This window comes from Pseudomonas serboccidentalis, assembly GCF_028830055.1.
GTDB lineage: Bacteria > Pseudomonadota > Gammaproteobacteria > Pseudomonadales > Pseudomonadaceae > Aquipseudomonas > Aquipseudomonas serboccidentalis.
Genome location: NZ_CP101655.1, coordinates 1,973,197 through 1,997,705 on the forward strand (window position 1 = coordinate 1,973,197; position 24,509 = coordinate 1,997,705).

26 protein-coding genes and 1 pseudogene are annotated in these 24,509 nt (G+C 58.3%); 17 read left to right on the forward strand and 10 right to left on the reverse strand.

Translation table 11 applies throughout. The features are described from left to right. Positions 1-187: 187 nt before the first annotated feature. The 3 genes from NN484_RS09195 to pdxR all read right to left on the reverse strand — a co-directional run bounded on the left by NN484_RS09195 (position 188) and on the right by pdxR (position 2,637). Positions 188-589, reverse strand: coding sequence for a cupin domain-containing protein (locus NN484_RS09195; RefSeq protein ID WP_127652249.1), 402 nt, complete (start codon positions 587-589; stop codon positions 188-190). Between the two features lie 197 nt (positions 590-786). Continuing rightward, positions 787-1,080 (reverse strand): putative quinol monooxygenase, encoded by a 294-nt coding sequence (locus tag NN484_RS09200; RefSeq protein ID WP_127652248.1) that lies wholly within the window; start codon positions 1,078-1,080, stop codon positions 787-789. A gap of 123 nt (positions 1,081-1,203) precedes the next feature. Beyond that, positions 1,204-2,637, reverse strand: a complete 1,434-nt coding sequence (pdxR, locus tag NN484_RS09205) for a MocR-like pyridoxine biosynthesis transcription factor PdxR (RefSeq protein WP_274658943.1) — start codon at positions 2,635-2,637, stop codon at positions 1,204-1,206. 315 nt (positions 2,638-2,952) lie between these two features. On the opposite strand from pdxR, the gene NN484_RS09210 reads away from it, so the two are divergent. Continuing rightward, a complete protein-coding gene (locus NN484_RS09210; protein WP_127652246.1) occupies positions 2,953-3,393 on the forward strand; it encodes a carboxymuconolactone decarboxylase family protein in 441 nt (146 codons plus the stop codon). A gap of 168 nt (positions 3,394-3,561) precedes the next feature. Here the strand turns inward: NN484_RS09210 and NN484_RS09215 are convergent, their stop codons facing one another. Continuing rightward, the gene (locus tag NN484_RS09215; RefSeq protein WP_215499775.1) at positions 3,562-3,876 is read right to left on the reverse strand and encodes a hypothetical protein; all 315 of its coding nucleotides are present in this window, start codon (positions 3,874-3,876) and stop codon (positions 3,562-3,564) included. Positions 3,877-4,083: 207 nt separating this feature from the next. Between NN484_RS09215 and NN484_RS09220 the strand changes: the two genes are divergently transcribed. From NN484_RS09220 to NN484_RS09230, 3 genes are read left to right on the forward strand one after another with little or no spacing between them, the layout of a single operon-like run. Continuing rightward, positions 4,084-4,761, forward strand: coding sequence for a secretin and TonB N-terminal domain-containing protein (locus tag NN484_RS09220; protein ID WP_215500371.1), 678 nt, complete (start codon positions 4,084-4,086; stop codon positions 4,759-4,761). Continuing rightward, positions 4,758-5,309: an RNA polymerase sigma factor gene (locus tag NN484_RS09225; protein ID WP_215499777.1), complete on the forward strand. Its 552-nt coding sequence runs from the start codon at positions 4,758-4,760 to the stop codon at positions 5,307-5,309. The genes NN484_RS09220 and NN484_RS09225 overlap by 4 nt, the downstream gene beginning before the upstream one ends. A 44-nt stretch (positions 5,310-5,353) precedes the next feature. Continuing rightward, on the forward strand, positions 5,354-6,292 hold the full coding sequence (locus tag NN484_RS09230; RefSeq protein ID WP_274658944.1) for a FecR family protein: 939 nt from the start codon (positions 5,354-5,356) through the stop codon (positions 6,290-6,292). Positions 6,293-6,574: 282 nt separating this feature from the next. Here the strand turns inward: NN484_RS09230 and NN484_RS09235 are convergent, their stop codons facing one another. Together NN484_RS09235 and gspH are read right to left on the reverse strand one after the other, a co-directional pair. Continuing rightward, positions 6,575-7,183 carry a prepilin-type N-terminal cleavage/methylation domain-containing protein gene (locus NN484_RS09235; RefSeq protein ID WP_274658945.1) on the reverse strand — a complete coding sequence of 203 codons (609 nt, stop codon included), beginning with the start codon at positions 7,181-7,183 and terminating at the stop codon, positions 6,575-6,577. Further along, the gene (gspH, locus tag NN484_RS09240) at positions 7,180-7,632 is read right to left on the reverse strand and encodes a type II secretion system minor pseudopilin GspH (protein WP_127652241.1); all 453 of its coding nucleotides are present in this window, start codon (positions 7,630-7,632) and stop codon (positions 7,180-7,182) included. Before gspH ends, NN484_RS09235 begins: the two co-directional genes overlap by 4 nt. A 133-nt stretch (positions 7,633-7,765) precedes the next feature. On the opposite strand from gspH, the gene NN484_RS09245 reads away from it, so the two are divergent. Beyond that, positions 7,766-8,197, forward strand: coding sequence for a type II secretion system protein N (locus NN484_RS09245; protein ID WP_274658946.1), 432 nt, complete (start codon positions 7,766-7,768; stop codon positions 8,195-8,197). Positions 8,198-8,618: 421 nt separating this feature from the next. On the opposite strand, the gene NN484_RS09250 is transcribed toward NN484_RS09245, so the two are convergent. Beyond that, positions 8,619-9,347, reverse strand: coding sequence for a hypothetical protein (locus NN484_RS09250; RefSeq protein WP_274658947.1), 729 nt, complete (start codon positions 9,345-9,347; stop codon positions 8,619-8,621). Between the two features lie 457 nt (positions 9,348-9,804). Between NN484_RS09250 and NN484_RS09255 the strand changes: the two genes are divergently transcribed. Next, positions 9,805-10,185 carry a hypothetical protein gene (locus NN484_RS09255; RefSeq protein WP_274658948.1) on the forward strand — a complete coding sequence of 127 codons (381 nt, stop codon included), beginning with the start codon at positions 9,805-9,807 and terminating at the stop codon, positions 10,183-10,185. A 638-nt stretch (positions 10,186-10,823) separates the two neighbouring features. Then, a complete protein-coding gene (locus NN484_RS09260) occupies positions 10,824-11,183 on the forward strand; it encodes a DUF6124 family protein (protein WP_127652238.1) in 360 nt (119 codons plus the stop codon). A gap of 166 nt (positions 11,184-11,349) precedes the next feature. On the opposite strand, the gene NN484_RS09265 is transcribed toward NN484_RS09260, so the two are convergent. Continuing rightward, a complete protein-coding gene (locus NN484_RS09265) occupies positions 11,350-11,736 on the reverse strand; it encodes a hypothetical protein (protein ID WP_274658949.1) in 387 nt (128 codons plus the stop codon). A 42-nt stretch (positions 11,737-11,778) separates the two neighbouring features. Beyond that, the gene (locus NN484_RS09270; protein WP_215499793.1) at positions 11,779-12,057 is read right to left on the reverse strand and encodes a hypothetical protein; all 279 of its coding nucleotides are present in this window, start codon (positions 12,055-12,057) and stop codon (positions 11,779-11,781) included. 506 nt (positions 12,058-12,563) lie between these two features. On the opposite strand from NN484_RS09270, the gene NN484_RS09275 reads away from it, so the two are divergent. The 3 genes and pseudogenes from NN484_RS09275 to NN484_RS09285 form a co-directional block, all read left to right on the forward strand. Continuing rightward, positions 12,564-13,475: a DUF2971 domain-containing protein gene (locus NN484_RS09275; protein WP_215499795.1), complete on the forward strand. Its 912-nt coding sequence runs from the start codon at positions 12,564-12,566 to the stop codon at positions 13,473-13,475. Between the two features lie 427 nt (positions 13,476-13,902). Next, positions 13,903-14,991 (forward strand): hypothetical protein, encoded by a 1,089-nt coding sequence (locus tag NN484_RS09280; protein WP_274658950.1) that lies wholly within the window; start codon positions 13,903-13,905, stop codon positions 14,989-14,991. A gap of 246 nt (positions 14,992-15,237) precedes the next feature. Further along, positions 15,238-15,423, forward strand: a pseudogene (locus tag NN484_RS09285) (DUF6124 family protein); the annotation flags it as partial. 188 nt (positions 15,424-15,611) lie between these two features. Here the strand turns inward: NN484_RS09285 and gspI are convergent. Beyond that, entirely contained in the window at positions 15,612-15,986 is a 375-nt protein-coding gene (gspI, locus tag NN484_RS09290) for a type II secretion system minor pseudopilin GspI (RefSeq protein WP_274658951.1), read from the reverse strand. 148 nt (positions 15,987-16,134) lie between these two features. Between gspI and gspG the strand changes: the two genes are divergently transcribed. The 7 genes from gspG (at position 16,135) to gspF (ending at position 24,415) form a co-directional block, all read left to right on the forward strand. Further along, positions 16,135-16,593 (forward strand): type II secretion system major pseudopilin GspG, encoded by a 459-nt coding sequence (gspG, locus tag NN484_RS09295; RefSeq protein ID WP_274658952.1) that lies wholly within the window; start codon positions 16,135-16,137, stop codon positions 16,591-16,593. A gap of 8 nt (positions 16,594-16,601) precedes the next feature. Further along, on the forward strand, positions 16,602-17,555 hold the full coding sequence (gene gspK, locus NN484_RS09300) for a type II secretion system minor pseudopilin GspK (RefSeq protein WP_274658953.1): 954 nt from the start codon (positions 16,602-16,604) through the stop codon (positions 17,553-17,555). Continuing rightward, positions 17,552-18,730, forward strand: a complete 1,179-nt coding sequence (gspL, locus tag NN484_RS09305; protein ID WP_274658954.1) for a type II secretion system protein GspL — start codon at positions 17,552-17,554, stop codon at positions 18,728-18,730. Before gspK ends, gspL begins: the two co-directional genes overlap by 4 nt. Further along, positions 18,723-19,271, forward strand: coding sequence for a type II secretion system protein GspM (gspM, locus tag NN484_RS09310; RefSeq protein WP_274658955.1), 549 nt, complete (start codon positions 18,723-18,725; stop codon positions 19,269-19,271). Before gspL ends, gspM begins: the two co-directional genes overlap by 8 nt. Continuing rightward, entirely contained in the window at positions 19,268-21,649 is a 2,382-nt protein-coding gene (gspD, locus tag NN484_RS09315) for a type II secretion system secretin GspD (RefSeq protein ID WP_274658956.1), read from the forward strand. The genes gspM and gspD overlap by 4 nt, the downstream gene beginning before the upstream one ends. A 148-nt stretch (positions 21,650-21,797) precedes the next feature. Next, complete coding sequence (gene gspE / locus NN484_RS09320) at positions 21,798-23,204, forward strand: type II secretion system ATPase GspE (protein ID WP_215499807.1); 1,407 nt, start codon at positions 21,798-21,800, stop codon at positions 23,202-23,204. Beyond that, positions 23,204-24,415: a type II secretion system inner membrane protein GspF gene (gene gspF / locus NN484_RS09325; RefSeq protein WP_127652502.1), complete on the forward strand. Its 1,212-nt coding sequence runs from the start codon at positions 23,204-23,206 to the stop codon at positions 24,413-24,415. The genes gspE and gspF overlap by 1 nt, the downstream gene beginning before the upstream one ends. Positions 24,416-24,509: the final 94 nt, after the last annotated feature.

Sequence of the window (24,509 nt, forward strand, 5' to 3'; positions counted from 1 at the left end):
GTGAGATACCGGGGTTTTTTTATGTCTGAGGTTTTTGTGGTGTTTGTTCCGCCCCCTTCGCGAGCAAGCCCGCTCCTGCAATTGGAGTGCGTTCCCCCTGTAGGAGTGAGCCTGCTCGCGATGAGGGCCTTACTGTCAATACAACTTATGTGCTCCGTCTTTTTATTTATGGCTGTTCAAACAACCATCAGTTTTTCAGAGGGATCAGCACTTGCTCGTCTGGCGCCAGCACCATGAACACCAGTAACTTCGCCGGTTGGGTTGTGCTGGCGTTTTTCGACACCAGATGCTCGGAGCCGGCCGGTTCGTACCAGAACTGGCCTTTCTTGTAGGTGATCGGCTGTTCGCCCTTGACCTGGGAAATCACTTCGCCTTCCAGCACGTAGGCCATGGCGGTGCCGTCGTGTTTGTGGGCGATGGAGGACTGTCCGGGCTGGTAGTCGACCTCGATCATCATGGCCTTTTTGTCGGGGGCGTTTTTCAGCATCTGGTCTTGCAGCACCGTGACTTTCTCGGACGGGTCATGGGCCAGGGCAGCGGCAGACACAGACAAAGCGAGAACAGCGGCGACGAGGGGCAGGGCTTTCATGGCGGATCACCTGTTGGAGGAGGGGGTGGTGACCACAGTAGTCTGCGGGGTGGAGCGAGCAAACGGCCAATATTCGGGAAGATCGGGTGACCAATTGGCCTTGACCAAAAGCAAAAGATCGCAGCCTTCGGCAGCTCCTACAGTGGAATGCGTTTCCTGTAGGAGCTGCCGAAGGCTGCGATCTTTTGATCTTGCTTCTAAACGATTGGGAAGCTGTTGAAATCCACACTATTGGCCAGTCGGCTATCGATCAGGTCAATAAACCCCTGCGCCTCGGGCCGGTTGAAGTGCGCCTGCATTGCCGCTTCCGACTGCCAGTGGGCACTGACCGTCCAGCGATGGTTGTCCTCGGGGCAGCGGTCGACCATATAGGAGTCGCAGCCCGGTGTTTCGCGCAGGGTGTCGACGATCTTCTGCAACTGCCGGCCGAGTTCTTCCGAACGGCCGGCGGCGGCTCGCACCTCTACGGTGTTGATCACTTCGTTGGACATTGCTCACACTCCTGAATCAGGCCGGACGAATCCTGCTCATTGAGGGATAACGCCAGTGCAGAATAGGCCTGCGCCCGGTGAACACCAATAACCAATCGGCGGTTAATCGCCCAGACCAATCATTCACGCAACTTGTTGCAGTATGTCGCGCAGGCGATCCAGGGCGATGTCGATGTCCAGCGTCTCGATGGCACCAAAGCCGAAGTACAGGCCGCTCTTCACCGGTTGCTGGTCATAGAAAATGTCGATGGAGTACAGGCCGACCTCGACCTTTTTCGCCAGTTCGATCACCAGCGGCAGATCGATCGGCACCTTGCAGAGCACCGCCATATGGAAGCCCGCGCTGGCCGGCACCGCGTCGAGCCAGGGCGACAGATCGGTGGCCATGCGCGCCAGAATCCGTTCGCGGCGCTGGGCGTAAATCGCGTGGCAACGGCGGATATGCTTGAGCAGACAACCCTCGGCAATGAACTTGGCCAGCGCCCATTGCGGCAGGGTCGAGGCATGCTGGTCGGTGAGTTTTTTGGCACGAATCACCGCTTCGAGGATCGCCGGCGGCAGGATCGCGTAGCCCAGGCGCAGCTCTGGCAGCAGGGTTTTGGAGAACGTGCCGATGTAGGCGACGATGCCGCGCTGATCGAGGTTGTGCAGTGAGTCGGTGGGGCGACCTTCGTAGCGGAATTCGCTGTCATAGTCGTCCTCGATGATGATCGCCCCCAGCTCATAGGCCCGGGCCAGCAAGGCTTCGCGGCGCGCCTGGCTCATCGACATGCCCAGCGGGAACTGGTGCGACGGGGTGACGTAAATCAGCCGCGTGCCCTCGGGAATCTGCTCGACCACAATGCCTTCGGCGTCCACCGGCACACCGACCACTTGCGCACCGTGGGAGCCGAACAGCAGACGCGCTGGCGGGTAGCCCGGGTCTTCCATTGCCACCCGGCTGCCGGGGCTGATCAGCACGCGGGAGATCAGGTCCAGCGCCTGTTGTGCACCGTTGCACACCACGATGTCTTCGTCCTGGCAGTTGATCCCGCGCGAGAACGCGATGTGCCCGGCAATCGCGTGGCGCAGCGCCGGCAGGCCTTCGGGTACGCTGTAGAAACCCTTGGACGCAGCCATCTGGCGCATGGCGTGCGCGACGCAGCGGCGCCAGTCGTCATGGGGAAACTGGCCCTTGCTGGTGGCGCCGCCGATGAAGTCGTAGCGCAGCGAGCCTTGCAGCGTCGGGTGCTGCAGGAACATCGGCAGGGTGCGCCAGCGCTCGATGACCTCGGCGCTGGCCAGTTCAGTGTGGCTTTGCTTGCGCTGAATCTGCGCCGGGCGCGCATTGACGTAAGTGCCTTTGCCGATCACCCCGGTGAGGAAATTTTCATACGTCAGCTGCGCGTAGGTGTCGGAAATGGTCTTGCGCGAGATCCCCAGTTGCTCGGCCAGCAGACGACTGGGCGGCAACTGCGTGCCCGCCGCCAGCCGCCCGGATTCGATGGCACCGCGCAGCTGTTGGTACAACTGACCGGCCAGGTCCTTGCGGCCATTGATCACGACATGCAGTTCCATACCGACGCGGCTCCGGGGGGCGATTGAAGTGTCGGCCAGATTAACGCTGTTTGCTGAGGTGGCAGTAGTTGTGCAGCACAAATACCCGGAATTGGTCCCCATCTCTGTAGGAGCTGCCGAAGGCTGCGATCTTTTGATCTTGCTTTTGTTTATAAAAAACCAAAGTCAAAAGATCGCAGCCTTCGGCAGCTCCTACAGGGGGTTTGTGTTTGACGGGGATGCAATGGTGTATCGATATTCCATGGAATTGGGGCTGTAACGCCGACAGGTCTGCGCTTACCGTAAAGCCACTATCCCGCATTCCGAGACCTGCCCATGTCCCCGCGTCTGGACTACTACAGCGCATCGCCCAAGGCGATGAAAGCCATGATCGCCATGGAAGCGCTGACCAGCAACCTGAGCATCGAAGCGCCGCTGTTGCAGCTGATCAAGATCCGCGCCTCACAGCTCAACGGCTGCGCGTTCTGCACTGACATGCATTCGGTGGACGCGCGGCGGGCCGGGGAGAGTGATCGGCGTTTGTATGCGATAGCGGTGTGGCGCGACAGCGGCTTTTTCAATCCCCGCGAGCGGGCCGCGCTGGACTGGGCCGAGGCGGTGACATTGTTGGCCGACAGCCATGTGCCGGACGATGTCTATCAACAGGCCCGGGCGCAATTCAGCGAGGTCGAACTGGTCGACCTGACCATGGCCGTAAGCACCATCAACTGTTGGAATCGCTTGGCGGTGAGCTTCCGCCAGACCCCAAGCGACTGATTGCGCCCGGGTTGAGAACATCTATTGTGGCGAGGAGGCTTGCCCCCGTCGGGTTGCGCGACTGAACAACACAAAACCTGTAGGAGCTGCGGCGCGCTGCGATCTTTTGATCTTGCTTTAAAAATCAAAGTCAAAAGATCGCAGCGTGCCGCAGCTCCTACAGGGTCCTCAGTTGGCAGGGCGCTGCGGTTTCACCGACGTGCCGAAGGTATTACCCATCCGTGTACTGGTCCCCGCCGGCGTCGCAAGCCCAACCTGATTCGGTGGCCGCTTGTTCACCGGCACGTTCAGCGCTTGCTGATTCTTCTGTGCAGCTGCCGCGCCTTCGGGGTTGTTGCCCATCTGCTGGCTCAGGCAGTCGTAATTCGGCGCCTTGTAGCCGCCGACTGTCACTTCCACGCAGCCCAATGGTTGCTCGGCATAAGCGCTCGACAGCGCCGCCAGCAACAGCCCGCCAAGGGTGAATCGCCACCGTGTTTTCATGCTCGCCTCCTGGCCGGCCCGGAAGGGCCGCGCTATGGCTTGAGTCTAGTGCAAGCCCCGCGCAAATCCCGTGATGGTTTTTTTGCACCGCCCGTCACACCAGATTCATAAACAGCCATCAGGATGACGATTTCCAAGGATTCGTCAGCCGTGCAGCGAGGCAGTTCCAGGGACAGTTTTCAGCGTTCAACGAGGCTTGTGCGCCGGATGTGTCTGGGGTTGCTGTTTGGCTGGCCGCTGGGCTGGTTTAGCGGCGCGGCGACAGCCGAATCGGTGCCGACGGACCTGCGCATGACGCTGCACATTCCGGCGCAGGAGCTGGCCCGGGCGCTGGATCAGTACAGCCACGCCACAGGGGTGGCGGTGCTGGTCGACAGCCAGTTGAGTCGCGGTCGGCGCTCATTGGCGGTCGACGGTGAATACACCGCTGCCGATGCGCTGCGCCGGTTGCTCGGCGGCAGCGGGCTGATGGCGCGTTACGCCCGCGACGATGCGTTCACCTTGCAGGTGGCGCAGGTCGAGGACGTGCCATCGCCCCTGGAAAAAACCACGCCGGCCAGCGCCGCCGTGAGTCGCAGCTACGCCACCGCCGTGCAAGCGGCGATCGAGCGCAACCTGTGCCGTTCGCCACTGACCCGTCCGGGCAGTTATCGCGCGGTGTTGCAGGTCTGGGTCGGGCGTGACGGCGTGGTGCAGCACAACCGGTTGGTCACCACCACCGGCGATGTACGGCGCGATACCGCGCTGGTGGAGAGCTTTCGCAATCTCAGGATCGACCGGCCGACGCCCAGCGCGTTACGTCAGCCGGTCACGTTGCTGTTGTTACCGGAGTCGTCAGGGAAACGCATGGAATGCACCAAATGGGAAGGAGTTTCCGGGGGATGAAAGACACCGGACAAGGTTCGATGGTCCAGCTGTTCCTGACGTCCTACGAGGACTTTCGGGTGCGCTTGCGACGCCGTCTCGGCTCGGAAGACCTGGCGAACGACGTGCTGCACGAAACCTACCTGCGGGTCGACCGCATGGAAACGCCGCCCAACCTGCTGCGGCCCAATGCCTACCTGTATCGCATGGCGCTGAACATTGCCGCCGACCGGCGTCAGGCCGATGCGCGCCTGCTTACCGGCAGCGAAGTCGAAGAGCTGCTGCAAATCGGCGACGAAGCCCTGGACCCGGCGCGAGTCGTGGGCGGGCAAAAGGAAATCCAGTCGCTGCTCAGCGCATTGTACGAGCTGCCGGCACGCCGCCGACGGATCTTCATCGCGGCGCGCCTGGAGGAGGCGCCGCACCTGGAAATCTCCCAGCGCTTCGGCATCTCCACACGCATGGTCGAGAAGGAAATCAAAGCCGCGTTGGGCCACTGTGCAGCGAAACTGGAAAGAAAAGTGTTTCAGCGGTTCGGTCGCGGGGCCGGAAAACCGTCTAGAGAGTGAAGCTGGGTAAAAAGTCCCGATTAATCCGTTGAGAATCTGCGCGTTTGAACATCTTTCGTCTGACACCTGCCGAGCCTTCAGCCGCCGAACGTCTGCACGGCGAGGCCCGCGACTGGTTGATCTTGCTGACCTCGGGCCGCGCCACCGTCGCCGACGCCCGCGCACTGCGCCAATGGTGCGCACAGAGCCCGGAGCACGCCCGCGCGTTCGAAGACGCCAAGCGCTTGTGGCATCAACTGCAACCGGCGGCGGAGCAATTGCAGGCACCCCGGCGCTTCGGTCGCCGCGCCTTTCTCGGCGGCGCGATTGCCGCATCGGCGGCGTTCCTGCTGGTGCGCGGGACGATTCCCGGTGGCTTCGAAGGGCTCGGCGCCGATTACATTACCGAGGTCGGCCAGCAGCGGCGATTCGAGCCAGCCGATGGCGTAAGCCTGGAGCTCAACACGCAAACCCGCATCAACCAGCGCGCCGGCGATGACGGTGTGCAGGGCTTTGAGCTGGTCAGCGGCGAAGTCGAAGTGCAGACCGCGCGGTTGCCACTGGCGATGCAGGCCGGGGGCGGGTGGTTGCGGGCGAGTCAGGCGCGGTTCAATTTGCGCAATACCGATCAGCAGGTGTGCGTGACCTGCCTTGATGGTTCGGTGGACGTCAACGTTGATGGCCGCAGTCTGCGTTTACAACCGGGGGAGCAACTGACCTACGACGCGCAGCAGGTTGGCGCGGTGCAAAGCGTCGACACCGCAGCGGTGATGAACTGGCGCCAGCAGGTGCTGGTGTTCAATGGTGCGACCCTGAGTCAGATGATCGATGAGATCAACCGCTATCGCCCAGGCATGTTGCTACTGCTCAACCGCGAAGTCGGCCAGCGCCGCGTCCAGGCACGCTTCAGCCTCGATCAACTCGCCGGCGTTGCACTGCTGATTCGCGATGCTTACGGCGTCAAATGCACCGAATTGCCGGGTGGCGTGGTCGTCCTCAGCTAACCCCAACACCACCAACCCCTGTGGGAGCTGGCGTGCCAGCGATGACGACCCGACAGCTGACCAATCTCTCCCACACTGCATACGATCCAATTGTAGGAGTGAGCCTGCTCGCGATGACGGCTTCACAGTCAACCAATCCCCAACTGACTGCCACCAATCCCAATGTAGGAGCTGCCGAAGGCTCGGGCCGCGATCGGACGATCTTTTGATCTTAAAAACAAAGTCAAAAGATCGCAGCCTTCGGCAGCTCCTACAGGGATATCCAATGTGCAGGGATATATGTCAGTCCAACGGCCCCATCACCTGCCGATACCGCTCCACCCCCTGCGCCGTCTCCCGGCTCAACCGAACCTCCAACCCCAACGGATCCTCCCGCCGATTACCACTCAACTGCCGCCACCCCTTATCCACCTCCCAAACCCGCACCTGCACATCACTTACATCCTTCAACACCGCCACCCCAGCCCCCGGCGCCGGCAACGGATACCGACTGCTCGCCGCCGCCACCGCGCGATACAACGTGTCTCCCTTGACCCACCAACGCACCCGCTGCAACGCCCCAGGCTGATCCGCCGCACTGCGAATGATATCCAGCCGAAACCCCTTGCTGTCACTGCTCCGCACGGTCAACGCAGGCGGCGCACTCGGCGGTTCATCATCCACGCCAACCTTCTTCGGCTCAGTCAATTCAATCCCCGCGCGCATATCCACATCACGCTGCAACTGATTCAGCGCCCGCAACAAACTGTCGCTCTGTTCACTGCTCGCCTGCAAATGACTGTCCGCCCGCGTCACACTGTCCAACCCGCGCCAGGCAATCAAACTGACCACCGCCATCAGCAGAATCGCGACCATCACCTCGATCAGGGTAAAGCCCCGTTGATCGTTCATTGCACACTGATCCTTCCACTGGCATCGCGCAGCACACTAAGGCGATTGAGCCCGTCAGACAGGGTCAATTGCAGCGGCGGGTTGATCCACTCGGCGTTGAGCACGACTTTCTGCTTCGGCTCCACCCGCACCTCCAGCTTCGGACTCTGCCAGGTGCGCGGCCGCAACTGCGGATCATCCTTGAAATGCTCGAAACCCCGACCGCTGTCACTGCGCCGACTGAACCGAAACCCCTTGCCATCGCTCAGCCACACAATCGGCCGACCATCGGCGCGGGCCTCCGCCTGCGCTACCTGCAGCAACTGCGCCACCCGCTCGGCGTCCTTGCGCAGCAATTGCAGCGGATCCGGCTTGATACTCAGGCTGATCGCCGCACTGGCGATCCCGATGATCACCAACACCACCATCAACTCGATCAGCGTAAAGCCCTGTTGCTTGACCCCGTTCATCGGTTGCGCGCTCCTTTGCGTCCTGCCCTGTCCCAAAAAAACATCCTGCACGGCCAACATGTAAGACGTGTGAAATAAAACCGTGAGAATTGCCGCGTAGCCTGTCAGCAGGGACTAAAAGGAGATTCAGCCCATGATGCTCACCGCACGCATATCCCCCCCGCAAACGGTCCAGGCCCTCGCGCTGCTCGCCGCCCTGGTGGGCGTGGCGACTTGGTCGTCGCTGCTCCTGACCTCCGCCGAATCCCACACCCCACCAGCGCCCCCACAAATGCTCGCGGCGCGCAGTGATAGTCCGGCGTTGCAGTGGTTTTCCAATCAAACGGCGCCAGTGGACATCAAGGTGAGCGGGGTGATGGCGGGGAGTCGCGGGGCGGTGGCGATTTTGAGTTTGAACGACGGGCCGCCGAGGAGTTTTTTGCAGGGGGAAAGGGTGGGGCCTGGGGTGAAGTTGGTGGCGGTGGAGGGGGATGGGGTGGTGATTGAGCAGGGGGAGGAGAGGGTGCGGTTGGGGGTGGAGAGGTTGGGGGAGGGGGTGGTGTTGCCGAGCTTTATAAGGCCCTGATCTGTAAGGATGAAGTCGTTATTTTTGCCTTTCAGTTGAATGCCGGTTCAGAGGCCTCCAAAAGCAGGGAGCCGAGACGCAAGCGAGTGCTTATTGTCGTTCCTGACCTGATGCGGGTAGTCGAGAGTGTCCGCTATCGGCCAAAAGCGGACAGTCAGTTAACGCATTTTTTATGCACTTTGCGAAATTCAAAATACGATATGGGAGTCGCAAGGGAAAAAGAACAAAAAGTGGAAAAACGGGACTGATTTATTTCTCTTAAAATAAACCAATCCCCTTTTCTTAACTTTAGTTTGGGCGAAGGGTTTAGCTGCCTCACGCTCCACACCATGACTTAGTCGATCCAGAATGCTAGTCTGACCCAGATTCATAACGAGCCAGAACCCCTTAGTGCCGGAGTGCAGTGTACTAAACAAAACTATTACCCCTTGGAGAAAGTCACATCGGCGCCATCATTTTCGACAGAAATTTTTGCAGAAATTTTACACTCGCTTTCATGGTTTTTTGCTTCCCACGAAGGTTTCAGTGAGGAGGTAGTGGTTAGCTTTATATTGGAAAAGCGCAAATCTTTTGAGGGGAGTGACTCACAGGACGTTACCCCGTATGCTTCCAACGCTAACAATGAAAGCGTCAGATCAAAAGGTGACACCACCTCAAGCCCGCTACCTGGCAAATTTTCAAATTCACAGGAATAATAAAATCCGTACGTATCGACCTCCGAGGTCATTACACCTGCCAGCCTATCCCCACTCTTAACTGGGATTGGCTTCGTGTTGCAAATCACCCTTACTTCTCTCGGCTTATCCCGAACCCCATTTACATACCAGCTGGATACCGACCAACCGCCATTTCTCCAGGCAAGCACGGGCTGTAATATAGCTTTATCAGTTGTTTTTTTAAGGCTAGTCTGCAATCCATTAAACAAAAATATAGCTTTCTGAGCGCCTTGTTGAGTAGGTGCGGGCGGGACAACTATTTCCGAACTAAAGTGCTTAATTCTTTCACCTGCCTCTGTCCTATACGAATCTAAGTCCCAGATAACTGATCCTCCATATCCATCCAGTTTGTAGGCTTCTTGTGTTCCTGCCAAGAGCAACTGTTGAGAAAACTCAAAAAGAGATTGCCCTGGAAATTCTTTAACGTCTTTCATACACACCTCTAGACTTGATAGCCCTCATAGATCCAGCAGAGAGAAAGCTAGGGCCCGACATTTTCTCCGAGCACAAGGCTTGCCTCTGGAAGAATGGTAGACGGAGAAATGAAAATGCATATTTTTGACGGTCACTCGTCGGATTGCCTATTGGGCAAAATACTCTCAATTGGTACGTTACAGCCAAACGCTATATAAACGAAACTCAATATAGCCATACAGCAGAGTTCATATTGCCTTCATCACGTTGCGGTGCGCGCTCACTCTAAAAAACTGTTATCGATGAGCCGATGCGATGCCAAACAGCGACCTCCTAATGGCATTAAATCTAACAAAATCAGTCTATTATTAATAAAGCAGATGCGACACCTGTCATGTTTTTTCCAAATGTATGAGCCGCGCCACGTATTTGGTCTACTTTTAGTCTGTGCTTTCACTCACGCTCGGAGGAACAATCATGGCAAAGGCAAAAGGGAAGGCTGTAGTTAGAGAAACAGTCATTGGAATCACAATAAATGTTCTAACTTCCGAAGGTCACTGCAAAACACTAACCATCGACCCAAGTAGAACAGAAGCTTTATTCTGGTCAGATCGAGCAGTGAATGAAATTCTTGCGCCATTCTATGAGCGAATTGAGAAATATACGACGCGGGAGGAGCTAATAAACCGTTTTGGGGTAGGAATCAAGAAAACTCTCACTTCCCTTGGGGGTAACGATGAGCAAGTCCGTATCACCCCAGAGCTAATAAAAGAGATGTGGCAATTAACCCACGAAAACGGTGATGGCGTCTCGTATATTGAGAAAACAAGGCAGTGCATCCCTCGCCCATGTCGCTAGCTTTTCAATCGGTTGTTCGAGGGGCGACACCTCATGTGGGGATCGCCCTTACCCTAAAAATTCAGCGTACGTGCCGAAATCGAATTGTGCAGTTTTGATGTTTAAAGAGGGTCGAGCCCCCGAAGCATTTAGGTTACACCCCTGACTTTCCTAGACGTATTTGACTGACTGCTGTTGGCCGACAGCAGCCATCGGGTGTGAAATGTAGCTCAACACACGCAAGTCAGCTGGCCCAATAAGGGAATGGACCTATTTAGGGTAGATTTCCGCAGTAAGGTCTCGGTAAACATCAGCGTTTAAAAAGACATCTCCAAACACTCTCCCAGGCTACACATCCTTGCGCCTTTGCCTACAGCTACGCCAGAATCCGCCGGCTTGTGCGCTTTTGGGTCGGATTCTATTGTGGTCCGGTCGCTGACGAATCAGCGATCGGGTTTGGTAGCCCGGCTTAGACTTGGCGCATAGCGTCACCCGATACAGGCCCTTTTGGGGCTGTGTATTTATGGTGGCCATGCGCAGGGCGTCTTCGGGCGCGCCGGTTTTCCAAGTCACCGGTCTACCAACCTTCGTATGGCCACCACCCCTTCGTTTGGTAGCGAAAGATGATGGCTCCTTTTCTATGATTTGGAGATTCACTCATGATCAAACCAACACCCAACCCACCCGAAACCGAATCGGTTTCTCCCTACGAATCCATCGACTCAAAAAAACTCCACGAAGCCGCCGACCGCGCCCTGGACCATTACCTCTGTCCGCCCGGTTCCACGCCGCCGCCACGTAAAAAACGCGGAATGTATGCCGTGACTGCGGACAACAAAAACGAAGAACTGTTGGCCGATGCCAGCGAGACACTCGCTTCAGCCAAAACCATTGCCCAGAACGTCGCCAGTCTTTTGCCGGCGTCGCAGCGCCGGGCGTTGTTGGGGATTGCGCAGTTGATCATGCTCGGAGAGTTGGCGGTGAATCGTGCGCTGGATAATCTGGAGTTGCAGGGGTGATGCGCAGCAAGGTTGACAGTTGTGGCCATGGCACATGCGCTGTTTCTGTTGCCTGATATTCCGCTATCGCCAGCAGGCTTGCTCCCACAGGGTTTTGGGTTGGTCACGGACATCGTGTTGGTCGCTGAAACCTGTGGGAACAGGTCGGTTTAGTTTTACGTGGTTATTAAGGCGCCTCAGGACATTCACTTGTCCATCGCGTCACCTTCATCTCATTGAACTGTTCGCCAATGGTATCGACGCGCAGGCAAGCTGCTTTCTTCGAGTAGTACAAGATGCAACGCGAGCTATCAAACGAGCAGGTATCCAGTTCGAAGAACTTGCGTGCAGCCAGCTCCTTCTCCACACCACTGTATTCATAGCCGTCGTTGGTATGCATCCGCGTCGGCTTCCAGCCTTGTTTGACTAGCTTGGACCTGGCCGCAGCCAGACGCTCACCGACGACGATGCCTGCTGGCCCGTGTTTGTCGTTTGGCGCCTGTGAGTCATCGGCAAACGCGGCGCTGATACCCGTGCAATAAAGTGCGGCAAGTACGAGGGTAGAAGCCTTCATTTGACGGTTCCTCCAGCCGATTTGTAGCTCGATAAAAACTAGTCATGACAATCGAGTATCCGAGCGGATCCGCCCGTTTGCCGTTAATTCGCGAAGCTTTTCCTGCCATGCTGCGCGATCGGTCTTGGGGGTTATCGGATCGACAACGAGATACTGCCTGTCACACGCTTCGATTTGGCCGAGCCAATAGGTTTGGCCTGCGTGCCCCGTGTCGAGGCGTTTCAAGAAGTAGCCGAGTTGTTGCCATCTCGAGACTAGGCGAAAAATGGTGCTGCGCCGCTTCGATGTAAGCTCATGCCAGTCTTGATCGAGTTTGGGCATCAATCCGGTGCACCATAAGTGCCATGGTACTTTTTCCAGTTGCGCAATCACCACCGCAAATACATTCTCTGAAGGATATCAAGCGCCTCGAACAGCTCGGGTAGTTGATCATAGCGAAGCAGGCGTGTTGCAGCCTGACGCACGGTCACATAGGTCGAGCGCAGCGCAGGTGTATGCCATCGCTCTGGCAACTCTTAGCTCGCGCTATGCGGTGTTTGCGACATTACTCTTCGTACAGTGCCTAGAGGTTGGGGACTCCGAAAGGGCGTCAGCTCATCTGACAACCTCGGCCATTTTCTTTTCGTCTATTGAGCAGCAGCGGTCAGTCGATCATGCCTTCACTTCAACGTGACACAGCGCTTGATTCACGGCGAGCTTCACGACCATGACTTTTTTGATCATGACAAACGAGCGGCTATCGAGTATGGTTTTGTAGTGGCTAGGAGCCATTATTTAGGCGGTTACTTAAGTGTAATCAATAAATCTTCTGGAGTTTGAGGTCGGAAATGGGGCGCGTTAAAACAAGGACGAGTGATCTTAGATCAACATTACCAGAGTTCTTCTATAAATATTCACCGATTGAATCGATATCCCCTATTTTGGAAAGCTCAAGTATAAAGGTTGCCGATCCGACGGGGTTCAACGACCCATTTGACTGCAATTTTCCGTTGCTTGATCTTAATAAGATTAATGTTTTGAAAATGCTCAAGCTGGAGTTCGGCAAAAGCTTGGGTCTTTCAAATAACTCACAATTCAATCAAGAGATGAATCGGCTTCGTCCCCGATTGAACGAAATGACAGAAGAAGTTATTCGGCTGACTAGTGAGATGGCGCGTGAGTGGGATGTTTTGCTCTCGAGATTCAGGGTGTTATCGCTCACTACTAAGCCAGATAATATTTTGATGTGGTCTCACTACGCAAATTACCATAAAGGTGCAGTACTAAAATTTAAGTCGAAAGCGCCCGCATTTAAAAGTGCACTAAAAGTTAAGTATGGCGGTGGTGAGAAGTTGATGTCTATGTTCTTGACGGCTGCAACCACCGATCTCGCTCGATCTATTAGTCAAGGCAGGCCTGAGTCTGAGGTCGATAAGTTAGCCGCGCAGATGTCGACCAAGAACTTAGAGCTACTGTTTAGGTATTTGCTCATCAAACGAGACGAATGGGCGTACGAGCAGGAGTATCGCGTGATCCTGAGTGTAGATAGTCCTGAAGTAACCCAAAAGCCTGAATGTAATCTAGACACTGTGTCTTTTGCGGCAGAGGATTTGAGCGAAATTATCTTTGGTGTCAATACTCCTGCCAAAGAGATGCAAAACGTCGAGAACTTGGTCCAACTTCGCTTCCCAGATGTGAGAATAACAAGGGCGCAGAAACGTGGCCTCGATTTATTTTTTACCGATGGGGCTCAAGCTTAAGTGGGTTCATCCCACCATCTCACGGTACTTTGGCTTGAGATAATGGGGTAGGGTGTATAGGCCATATACTGGGAAAAATAAATTTTCCTTAGATTGGTCGTGAAATCAGGAAGGTGGAATGCCTGACGGCAGAGCAGCGGTGGTAGATCATCGATTACTGCTAGTGCCGGTTGGGAGTTGATACAGATCTGGATATTCGTGCTGAAGTCGAGATGTTCCGGAAAAAGATTTTTCAGCTCAGGGGGGATCTGTTTTATGACAATAAATTCGCTACTGTTTTTTGCGGTCAACAGTATGTCCTTGAAATCGGATTGCGAAATAACTGTTGTTTCGCCCGGTAAGAGGGTAACTCCTAAAATGATGATTTTTTATGATGCTGTACTGATGCAGCTATGGCAAAAATTTTGACTCAACTAAGGAAATAAAAATGACTCAAGAAGCAAAGGATGCACTACATCTCATTTATATGATTCTGGCGATTTCTCCTATCGTCTGCATTATTTTTTTATGTGCTTGCGCAAGTGGAATTTCAGCTGACAAGCGTGCCACCTTTTATAACTTTTCTTACCACCTCGATCCGCGCCGAGGACTCGCATCTCAATGGCCATTACGCTTTTGGTTAACCACGATCTTCGTGTATTTCCTAGCAGCAGGTTACGTATGTTGGGCTCCCTATACGCTATCCTTTACACCGGCAGGATTCGATACATTTATCGATATCAGCAAGTTTCCCCTCGCGTTGCTGTCGTTGACGATTCCCGTCGGCGTTTTTATCAGCAGATTGCACAGTACTCAGCAAGCAGCGGCGCAGATAGAGGCAACAGACATGAAAAATCGGCTGGACGCGTTCCACGCACAGCGAAAGGGTATAGTTGAATACATAGCGTCGCTTGGGACGATTAAATTAGCACATAAGGTGTCGCTGCAGATACAAATAAACCAAGCGTTCCATTCAGTAGTTTTTTGCAATTCGACCCACGAAACAGGTGCCCTTGAGGCAGATGAGCAGGTGTTGAAGTATGTCGTGAGGCAGGTGAATTTAATAATTGATAAATTATCTCTATTGATGCCGGATTTCAACGCATTGAAAGGTCGTGTCTCTAAGTCTCCTGAATCAAATCAAAGTGGGATCTACTTTGAGGTATCTAAATTGCTAAATGAACTTTGTGTAAAATTGAATATTTTGGATTATGTAGTAGCTCCGCAGATTAAAAAGACTCCATTTACGGCGATACTGCCAGGAGGCGAGCAAGAACGACATGTCCGACTTGCAGGTAACTATTACGAGTTGATCGCCATTCTGAACTACTGTATTACGATAAGCTATTTTGCAATGGTTTCTGAAAGTCGAAGCAATGCTGCTATAAATACTCGACTGCGGATAGAAGGTCTAAAGAAAGAGCTAAATACTTTGGGGCATGATACAACGCTTAAACTTGATCAGTTTAAGGCTCTTTCAGCCGCCGAGGTGATTTATCCCTCGCCGCTGACCTTATCGGTAAGTGAGTCTGCGTAGGTTTTTTGTTCTTCAGAGCCAAGTGTGCTGCAGACATACAACGATGTCCGAGAAAATTTCTATGCATTCCATTTGGCTACCGAAAACGGTTGCTTCCGGTAGATATCATTCGCTGGAAACGATTGCACGGCTACTGGAGCGAAAGTGACTGACAGCGGGCTTGTAGTGAAGGCGATATCTCTGAATGCCAGTCGTTAAAAGCGTTCGGCAGCAGGAGTCATATGGGTTAATAGGGTCACGCACTACACCTCCACCGAATCCCTACTGGCCAATGCCTGCGAATCCATGGCTTCGGCCAGTGTGATGCTCAGTGATTTCGCCGGGCTGCTTGATACGCCTTATCGCCATACGGTGTTGGGCATTGCGCAGGTGGTGATGCTGGGGGAGTTGGCGGTTAATCAAGCGCTGGATAATCTGGAGTTGCCGGGTTAGCGCCGGCATTGGTTTTTGGGGGCGCTTTGCGCCCCATCGGGGATGAATCCCCTCGCCACAGGTTTAGGGACGTCAGAGCGTAAGTAGATTTCCCTGTAGGAGCTGCCGAAGGCTCGGGCCGCGATCGGAGGATCTTTTGATTTTGACTTTTAGAAGCAAGATCAAAAGATCGCAGCCTTCGGCAGCTCCTACAGGGGGTGGTTTAGTAGCGTTTCCAGGCGGGCCAGGGGCGGGGCGTCTTGGTTGCGGTCGAAGACTTGGATGCCGACTTTTAGTAATCGGCCGTTTTCGGCTGTTGCGATGGCTTGTTCGCAGCGCAGTAGCAGCCTGCCCTGATCACAGTCTTGTGCCTTCATCCCCATCGGCAATCGACCTTCCAGTTGCAGTTCAGCCATCCGACTCTGCGCCGCAATCATCGCCACCGACCGATCCCGCAAAATCCCGCTGCTCTGCGTCATCAACCCCGCCACACGCACAGCCGCCGACATCGCCACGGCAATGATCGCCAGCGCCACCAGCACTTCAATCAGGGTGAATCCGCTTTCTCGGGAATGCGTCGGCATAACAGGCCCAAAGCCAAAACACAGCCCTCGACGCTAACCCGCGTCCTTGACGGCTTGACGACGAAAACTCCCGAGGATTTTCAACATCCCTGACATATCTTCTTGCAACACTGCGCGTCGAATCGAATCAAGCCAAGGGAATGTCGAGATGGAGATCGCGCAGTTCAAACAGCCCAAACGACCGAGCCGGATGCCCCGTGGGCAGCAGGGTTTTACCCTGATCGAGATCATGGTGGTGGTGGTGATTCTCGGGATTCTTGCCGCGATGGTGGTGCCCAAGGTGCTCGACCGGCCGGATCAGGCGCGGGCCACGGCGGCGAAGCAGGACATTGGCGGTTTGATGCAGGCGCTGAAGCTGTATCGCCTCGATCACGGCACTTATCCGAGCATGACCCAGGGTCTGAAAGTGTTGGTGGAGCGCCCGGCGGATGCGAAGAACAGCAACTGGCGTTCGTACCTGGAACGCCTGCCGAATGATCCGTGGGGGCGGCCTTATCAGTACCTCAACCCTGGCGCCAACGGCGAGATCGATATCTTTTCCCTCGGTGCCGACGGTCAGCCTGACGGCGACGGCGTGAATGCCGACATCGGTTCCTGGCAGTTGTAAGGCCGGTGATGAACAACCAATCGAACCAGCAGGGCATGGCGATTATCAGTGCGCTGTTGATCGCCGCTGTGGTCGCGGTGATTGCGGCGGGGATGTTGACCCGGCAGAGCGTTTCGACCCGGGCGCTGGAGGCGGATCAGCAGCGGGTTCAGGGGCGCTGGTTGTTACAGGGTGGGCTGGAGATCAGCCGGCAATTGCTCTGGGATGCGCGGCAGCGTGATCCGTTGACCCGGCTCGATCAGCCGTGGGCGCAGCGCTTGAATGCGCAAGGTTTCGAGGGCCGGCTGGAAGACGAGCAGGGCAAGTTCAACCTGCGCAATCTGGTGGCCAACGAGCGCATCGACGAGGCGCAGGTGCAGGCGTTTCAGCGGCTGTGCGAGTTGATCGGCATCAGCGGTGGTTTGAGTCAGCGCATCAGTCAGCGGGTGATCGGCTCTTATCCGTACTTGTTGAACCCGCAGATTGCCGAAAACACCGCCAGCAAAAACAGCTTCGACAGCGGCCGCGCCACTTCGCCGAATGCGTCGCGCAAACCACAGACTCCAAAGTTGCCGATGCTGCGCAGTGTCGATGATCTGCGCAGCGTTGAAGGCGTCAACGATGCGGTCATTGGCAAACTGGCGCCGTACCTGACGGTGATTCCGGCCACCACTTGGCTCAACGGCAACACCGCCACGGCGCCAGTGTTGGCCGCGTATGTGCCGGGGCTATCGCTGGAGCGGGCGCAGGCCTTGATCAATGAGCGCGATGCCGGGCGCTGGTTCATCAATCGCGGCGATTTCGTTAACCGTTTGCGCATGCCGAACCTGGAGCTGACCAGCGTCAAGGTCGGCATCACCAGTGACTGGTTTCGCCTGCGCGGGGAGGCGCGGCGCGAGCAGCGTCGGGTCAGCCTCGACGCGTTGTTGCACCGCAGCGAGGATCGCTTGCCGCAAGTGATCTGGTCGCGGGTGGGCGTATGAGTCAGTTGCGCATAGGACTGCCGCCGCTGGAGCAACTGGACGCGGACAGTGTTTTGCATTGTGTGTGGATGGATCGTCAGGGCCAGGTCAGCCGTGAACAGCCGCTCAGCCTGAAGCAGTTAGCGCAACAGCCGAAGCAGCCGCCGTTGAGCGGTTTTCTGCATCCGTCGGACAGTCTGCTGGCGAGCATTGAGCTGCCACCGTTACCGGCGAACAAGACCGCAGCGGCGGTGCAATGCGCGGCGCAGGCCTTGATGCTCGGCGACAGCAACGACATGCACATCGCCCACAGTCCACGGGATGCGGCGGGGCGGGTGCAGATCGCCTGGGCGCCGCGGCAACCGTTGCTGCAACTGGGGCAGATGCTCAAGCAGGCCGGGCTGAACCTGCGCGGTCTGTACCCGGCGGCGTACAGCTTGCCGGTGCTGCCGGGCACGGTGGCGTGTCGGCAGGACGGTCATTTGTTGCTGCGCGAAAGCGTGCAGGCGGCGCAGGTGCAGCCGCTGTTCGACGAGGACATCGGCGATGGCCTGCTGACGTGCGGCACGCCGTTGCACTGGATCGGCGCGGCACCGCCACCGGGCACCGAACTGCCGATGGCCGAGGCGCAGCGCTGGACCGGGCCGTTGCCAAGTTGGGGCCTGCAGGGCGCGGTGCAACAGCAGGGCACTGAGCATCGCGGCTGGGGCCGGGCGCTGGGGCTTTGCGCATTGGCGGTGGCGGTGTGGGTGATCGGCTTGAACCTGTATGCCGCCCGCGAGGCCAGTCAGGGCCAGCAACTCAAGGCGCAGATGAGTCAGCGGGTGAAGCAGGCCTTTCCCGAGTTGCCGGTGATCCTCAATCCGTTGCAACAGGCCCGTCAGCAACTGGCGGCGCGACAGAAGGGCGCGGCGCAGGACCCGACGCAGGCGTTCAGTCGCCTGGTGTTGCAGGCCGGCAGCGGCATGCCGTTCATGGCCGGCACTGTCGAGCGCCTGACGTTTGTCGACGGCACGTTGCAATTGACGCTGCTGGCCGACGCCCGGCGCAGCGGCAATGACCAGGACTGGCAAGGCACGCTGGCCCAGGCCGGGATCAGTGCGACGGCCAATGATGACGGTTGGCTGCTGCAGCCGAGCGATGAAATCACCCCCGCCAGCGACAGCGCTGACGACAGCGGAGCAGAAGATGAATAAGGCGACGCTGCTGGTGTATCGCGCGCGTTGGCAGCGTTTCAGCGCGCAGCTTCAAGTGCGCTGGCAAGCGTTGGCGCTGCGCGAAAAACGCATGCTCGGCGGCATGGCAGTGGTGTTGCTGTCGCTGTTGGTCTGGCTCGCACTGATTCAGCCGCCGCTGAAAAAAATCACCTATTGGCAAGCCGAAACCCCGAAGTTGCGCGCGCAGACCGAAGCCCTCGAAGTGCTGTTGCGCGAGGTCAGCGTGCGCCCGGACGGGCAAAGCGTCGAGCAGTCGCTGCAGCAGACCCTGCAGGCCAGCGGCCTCGCCGGGCACTATCAATTGCAAGCCGGAGAGGGCGGCGCGTGGCAGTTGAGTTTCGACGCGGCGCCGGCCGACGCGGTGCTCGACTGGCTGTTGAGCACGCCGGCACAACTTTCTCTGCAAGTGGTCGAGGCCCGTTTGCAACGCGCAGACACCGCTTCGACCGAGGTCACTGCCGGCACATTGTCAGGCACCGTTCGCATGGATCAGGCGCTGGGCGCTAAGGAAGCTTCATGAAGGGGTCAGGATCCAAACCGGCGCGCATGGCGTTGCCGATGCTGCTGATGGCATTGAGCGCGTGCAGCCACACCACGCCGCCGCCAAATCAGCCGCCGCTGCTGGTCGACAGTGAACTCGGTCGGCCACTGGCCAACACCCAGCGCAGCGGCGACGCGCTGCTGGATCGTCAACGCGCACAGGCCCAGGCGGCGCCTCCACCCCGGCAGTTGCACAACATCACCGAGCGCGCGCGCAGTGGCGGCGCCCCGCGTGGCACCCCATTGCCGAGCAATCCGCTGGGCGATCAACCGGTGACGCTGAACTTCGTGGATGCCGATATTCAAGCGGTGGTGCGTGCGTTGTCGCGTTCGACGGGCCAGCAATTTCTGGTCGACCCTCGGGTCAAGGGCAGCCTGACGCTGGTCTCGGAAGGTCAGGTGCCGGCGCGCCAAGCCTATGACATGTTGCTGGCGGCGTTGCGCATGCAGGGCTTCAGCGTGGTGGATGTTGGCGGTGTCGCTCAGGTGGTGCCGGAGGCCGATGCGAAACTGCTCGGCGGGCCGATCTACAGCCCGGACAAACCCGCCGGCAACGGCATGCTCACCCGCACGTTCCGCCTGCAATACGAGAACGCGGTGAACCTGATTCCGGTGCTGCGGCCGATCGTGTCGCCGAACAACCCGATCAATGCTTACCCGGGCAACAACACCGTCGTCGTTACCGATTACGCCGAGAACCTGACCCGCGTCGCCCAGTTGATCCAGACCATCGACACCCCGAGCGCGATCGACACCGACGTGGTGCAGATCCAGAACGGCATCGCCGCCGACATCGCGCCGATGGTCGCGGATCTGCTCGACGCGCCGGGCAACGACCCGACGCAGAAAATCGCGGTGATCGGCGACCCGCGCTCCAACACCATTATCATCCGCGCCGGCAGCCCCGAGCGCACGGAACTGGCGCGCAACCTGATCTACAAACTCGACAACGCGCAGAGCAATCCGAGCAACCTGCACGTGGTGTACCTGCGCAACGCCCAGGCCGCGAAACTGGCGCAGGCGTTGCGCGGTTTGCTCACCGGCGAAAGCGACAGCGGCACCAGCGACAGTGCGCGCTCGGTGCTCAGCGCCATGGGCAGCAGTAGCAACAACAATGGCGGTTCGAGTGCGCAGAGCGGCACGCCCACCAGTGGCAACACCTCGACCACGTCGAGCACCGGCAGTACCGGCGGCAGTTACGCGCAGGGTAGCAGTTCGACCAGCAGCGCCGGTAATCAGGCCAGTGAACAGAACGTTGCGTTCAGCGCTGGCGGGGTGACGATTCAGGCCGATGCGACCACCAACACCTTGCTGATCTCCGCGCCGGACCCGCTGTATCGCAACCTGCGCGAGGTGATCGATCTGCTCGACCAGCGCCGTGCGCAAGTGGTGATCGAAAGCCTGATCGTCGAAGTCGGCGAAGACGATGCCAGTGAATTCGGCGTGCAATGGCAGACCGGCAATCTGGGCGGCAACGGCGTGATCGGCGGCGCCAATCTGGGCGGCTCGGGGCTCAACACCAATGGCAAGACCAGCATCGACGTGCTGCCCAAAGGCCTGAACCTCGGCTACGTCAACGGCACCGTCGACATCCCCGGTATCGGCAAGATTCTCGACCTCAAAGTGTTGGCCCGGGCGCTGAAGAGCAAGGGCGGCACCAACGTGTTGTCGACGCCGAATCTGCTGACCCTGGACAACGAAGCGGCGAGCATTTTTGTCGGCCAGACCATTCCGTTTGTCAGCGGCAGCTACGTCACCGGCGGCGGTGGCACCAGCAACAACCCGTTCCAGACCGTGACCCGCGAAGAGGTGGGCTTGAAGCTCAATGTGCGGCCGCAGATTTCCGAGGGCGGTACGGTCAAGCTCGACATCTATCAGGAGGTCAGCAGCATCGACGAACGCGCTTCGGCCAGCGCGACGTCGGCGGGCATCGTCACCAACAAGCGCGCGATCGACACCAGCATCCTGCTTGATGACGGCCAGATCATGGTTCTCGGCGGCTTGCTGCAGGACGGTTACAGCCAGAGCAATGAAGCGGTGCCATGGCTGGGGACGCTGCCGGGGATCGGCGCGCTGTTTCGTAACGAACGCCGGGCGATCACCAAGACCAACCTGATGGTGTTCCTGCGCCCGTACATCATCCGCGACAGCGACGCGGGGCGCAGCATCACCCTCAACCGCTACGACTTCATGCGCCGCGCCCAGGGCGGCCTGCAACCGGAACGCAGCTGGGCGATGCCGGACATGCAGGCGCCGCAGTTGCCGACGGCGGCGCAGGGGGTTCCGGCGGTGGTGCCGAGCTCGGGACCGAGAGCGACCATCAAAGCGGTGCCGATTGAAGGGAGCACACGCTTTTGAACAGCATGATGACTGTGGCAAGGGACAACACCGGACCTGTAGGAGCTGCCGCAGGCTGCGATCTTTTGATCTTTAAAAGCAAAAGATCGCAGCCTTCGGCAGCTCCTACAGGGGATCGCATTACCGCAGGGATTGGGGAGGGCATGAGATGAGTGCGCTGCCCTACGCCTGGGCGAAGGCCCAGCGCATTCTGTTGTGCGACGGGGTGCTGACGGTTTGCCCGTCGACGCCCGGTTGGTCGATCAACGAAGTGCGCCGGCAGTTCGGCGCGACATCGGTGCAGCGCGTACGCGATGACGAACTCGACGGCTTGCTCGCCACGGCCTACGCCGACACCGGCAGCGCCGCCGCCGTGGTCGGTGCGGCAGAAAACGAAGTCGACCTCGATCGCCTGATGCAGGACATGCCGGAAATCACCGACCTGCTCGACACCCAGGACGGCGCGCCGGTGATCCGCATGATCAACGCCTTGCTCACCCAAGCCGCGCGCGACGAGGCCAGCGACATTCACATCGAACCGTTCGAAACCCATTCGGTGGTGCGCTACCGGGTCGACGGTACCCTGCGTGACGTGGTTTCGCCGCGCAAGGCGCTGCACGGCGCGCTGGTGTCGCGGATCAAGATCATGGCCCAGCTCGATATCGCCGAAAAACGCTTGCCGCAGGACGGTCGTATTGCGCTGCGTGTGGCCGGGCGGCCGATCGACATTCGTGTCTCGACCGTGCCCACCGGCCACGGCGAGCGGGTGGTGATGCGTCTGCTCGACAAACAGGCCGGGCGCCTGCACCTGGAAACGTTGGGCATGGACGCGCAAGTGCTGGCCAAACTCGATCACCTGATTCGCCAGCCCCATGGCATTGTGCTGGTCACCGGGCCGACCGGCAGCGGCAAGACCACCAGCCTGTACGCCGCGCTGGCGCGACTCGATGCCAGCACCAGCAACATCCTCACCGTGGAAGACCCGGTGGAGTACGACCTGCCGGGTATCAGCCAGATTCAGGTCAACGCCAAGATCGACATGACCTTTGCCCTGGCGCTGCGGGCGATCCTGCGTCAGGACCCGGACATCATCATGATCGGCGAGATCCGTGATCTGGAAACCGCACAAATCGCTGTGCAGGCGTCGCTCACCGGGCACCTGGTGCTGGCGACGCTGCACACCAACGACGCGGTGTCGGCGGTCAACCGCTTGATCGACATGGGCGTCGAACCGTTTCTGCTGGCCTCGTCGATGCTCGGAGTGTTGGCTCAGCGACTGGTGCGGCGCCTTTGCAAAGAGTGCAAACAGGAGGATCCGGCGGCGCCGGGGACGTGGCGACCGGTCGGCTGCGCGGCGTGCAATCACACTGGCTACAGCGGTCGCACCGGTATCCACGAATTGTTCTGCATCGACGACGACATCCGCACCTTGATTCACCAAGGGGCAGGGGAGCAGGCCTTGCGTGCCGCCGCGTCAAAGGCCGGGATGTTCAGCCTGCGTGAGGACGGAGAGCGCTGGATCCGCAGCGGCACCACCGCTCCGGAAGAAATTCTGCGCGTGACCCGGGACGCCTGATGAATCGCTACCGTTTTGAAGCCGCCGACGCCACTGGCAAGATCGAGTCCGGGCATCTGGAAGCGGAGAGTCAGACCGCCGCGTTCAGTGTGTTGCGCAGCCGTGGCCTGACCGCGTTGTCGGTGCTCAAGGAAAGCAACGTCGCCCAGCACGGCGGCGGTGGCTTGTTCAGTGCGCGCCTGTCGGACAACGATCTGGCCTGGGCCACGCGGCAACTGGCGAGCCTGCTCGGCGCCAGCCTGCCACTGGAAGCGGCGCTGAGCGCCACGGTGGAACAGGCCGAGAAAAAACACATCGCCCACACCCTCAGCGCGGTGCGCGCGGATGTGCGCAGTGGTATGCGTCTGGCCGAATCACTGGCGGCGCGGCCACGGGATTTTCCGGAGATTTACCGCGCGTTGATTGCTGCCGGAGAGGAGTCCGGTGATCTGGCGCAGGTCATGGAACGGCTGGCCGATTACATCGAAGAGCGCAACAACCTGCGCGGCAAGATCCTCACGGCGTTTATCTATCCCGGTGTGGTCGGGCTGGTGTCGATCGGCATTGTGATTTTTCTGCTCAGCTACGTGGTGCCGCAGGTAGTCAGCGCGTTTTCCCAGGCACGGCAGGACTTGCCGGGGCTGACGCTGGCGATGCTCACCGCCAGTGATTTCATTCGCGCGTGGGGCTGGTTGTGTGCGGCGATCATCGCCGGGGCGTTCTGGAGTTGGCGCCTGTATCTGCGCAATCCGGCGGCGCGTTTGAGCTGGCATCACCGGGTGCTGAAGCTGCCGCTGATCGGGCGTTTCATTTTGGGCCTGAACACCGCGCGGTTCGCCTCGACCCTGGCGATTCTCGGCGGCGCCGGGGTGCCGTTGTTGCGCGCGCTGGAGGCGGCGCGGCAGACCTTGTCCAATGACCGCCTGAGCCTGAGTGTCAGCGACGCCACGGCCAAGGTCCGCGAAGGCGTGAACCTGGCGGCGGCGCTGCGGGTGGAGAACGTGTTCCCGCCGGTGCTGATTCACCTGATCGCCAGTGGCGAGAAAACCGGTGCGCTGCCGCCGATGCTCGAACGCGCGGCACAGACCCTGTCGCGGGATATCGAACGGCGGGCGATGGGCATGACCGCGTTGCTGGAACCGCTGATGATTGTGGTGATGGGCGCGGTGGTGCTGGTGATTGTGATGGCGGTGTTGTTGCCGATCATTGAGATCAACCAGCTAGTCCAATAACCCCCTGTAGGAGCTGCCGAAGGCTGCGATCTTTTGCTCTTGCTTATGCTTTTCAAAATCAAGAACAAAAGATCGCAGCCTTCGGCAGCTCCTA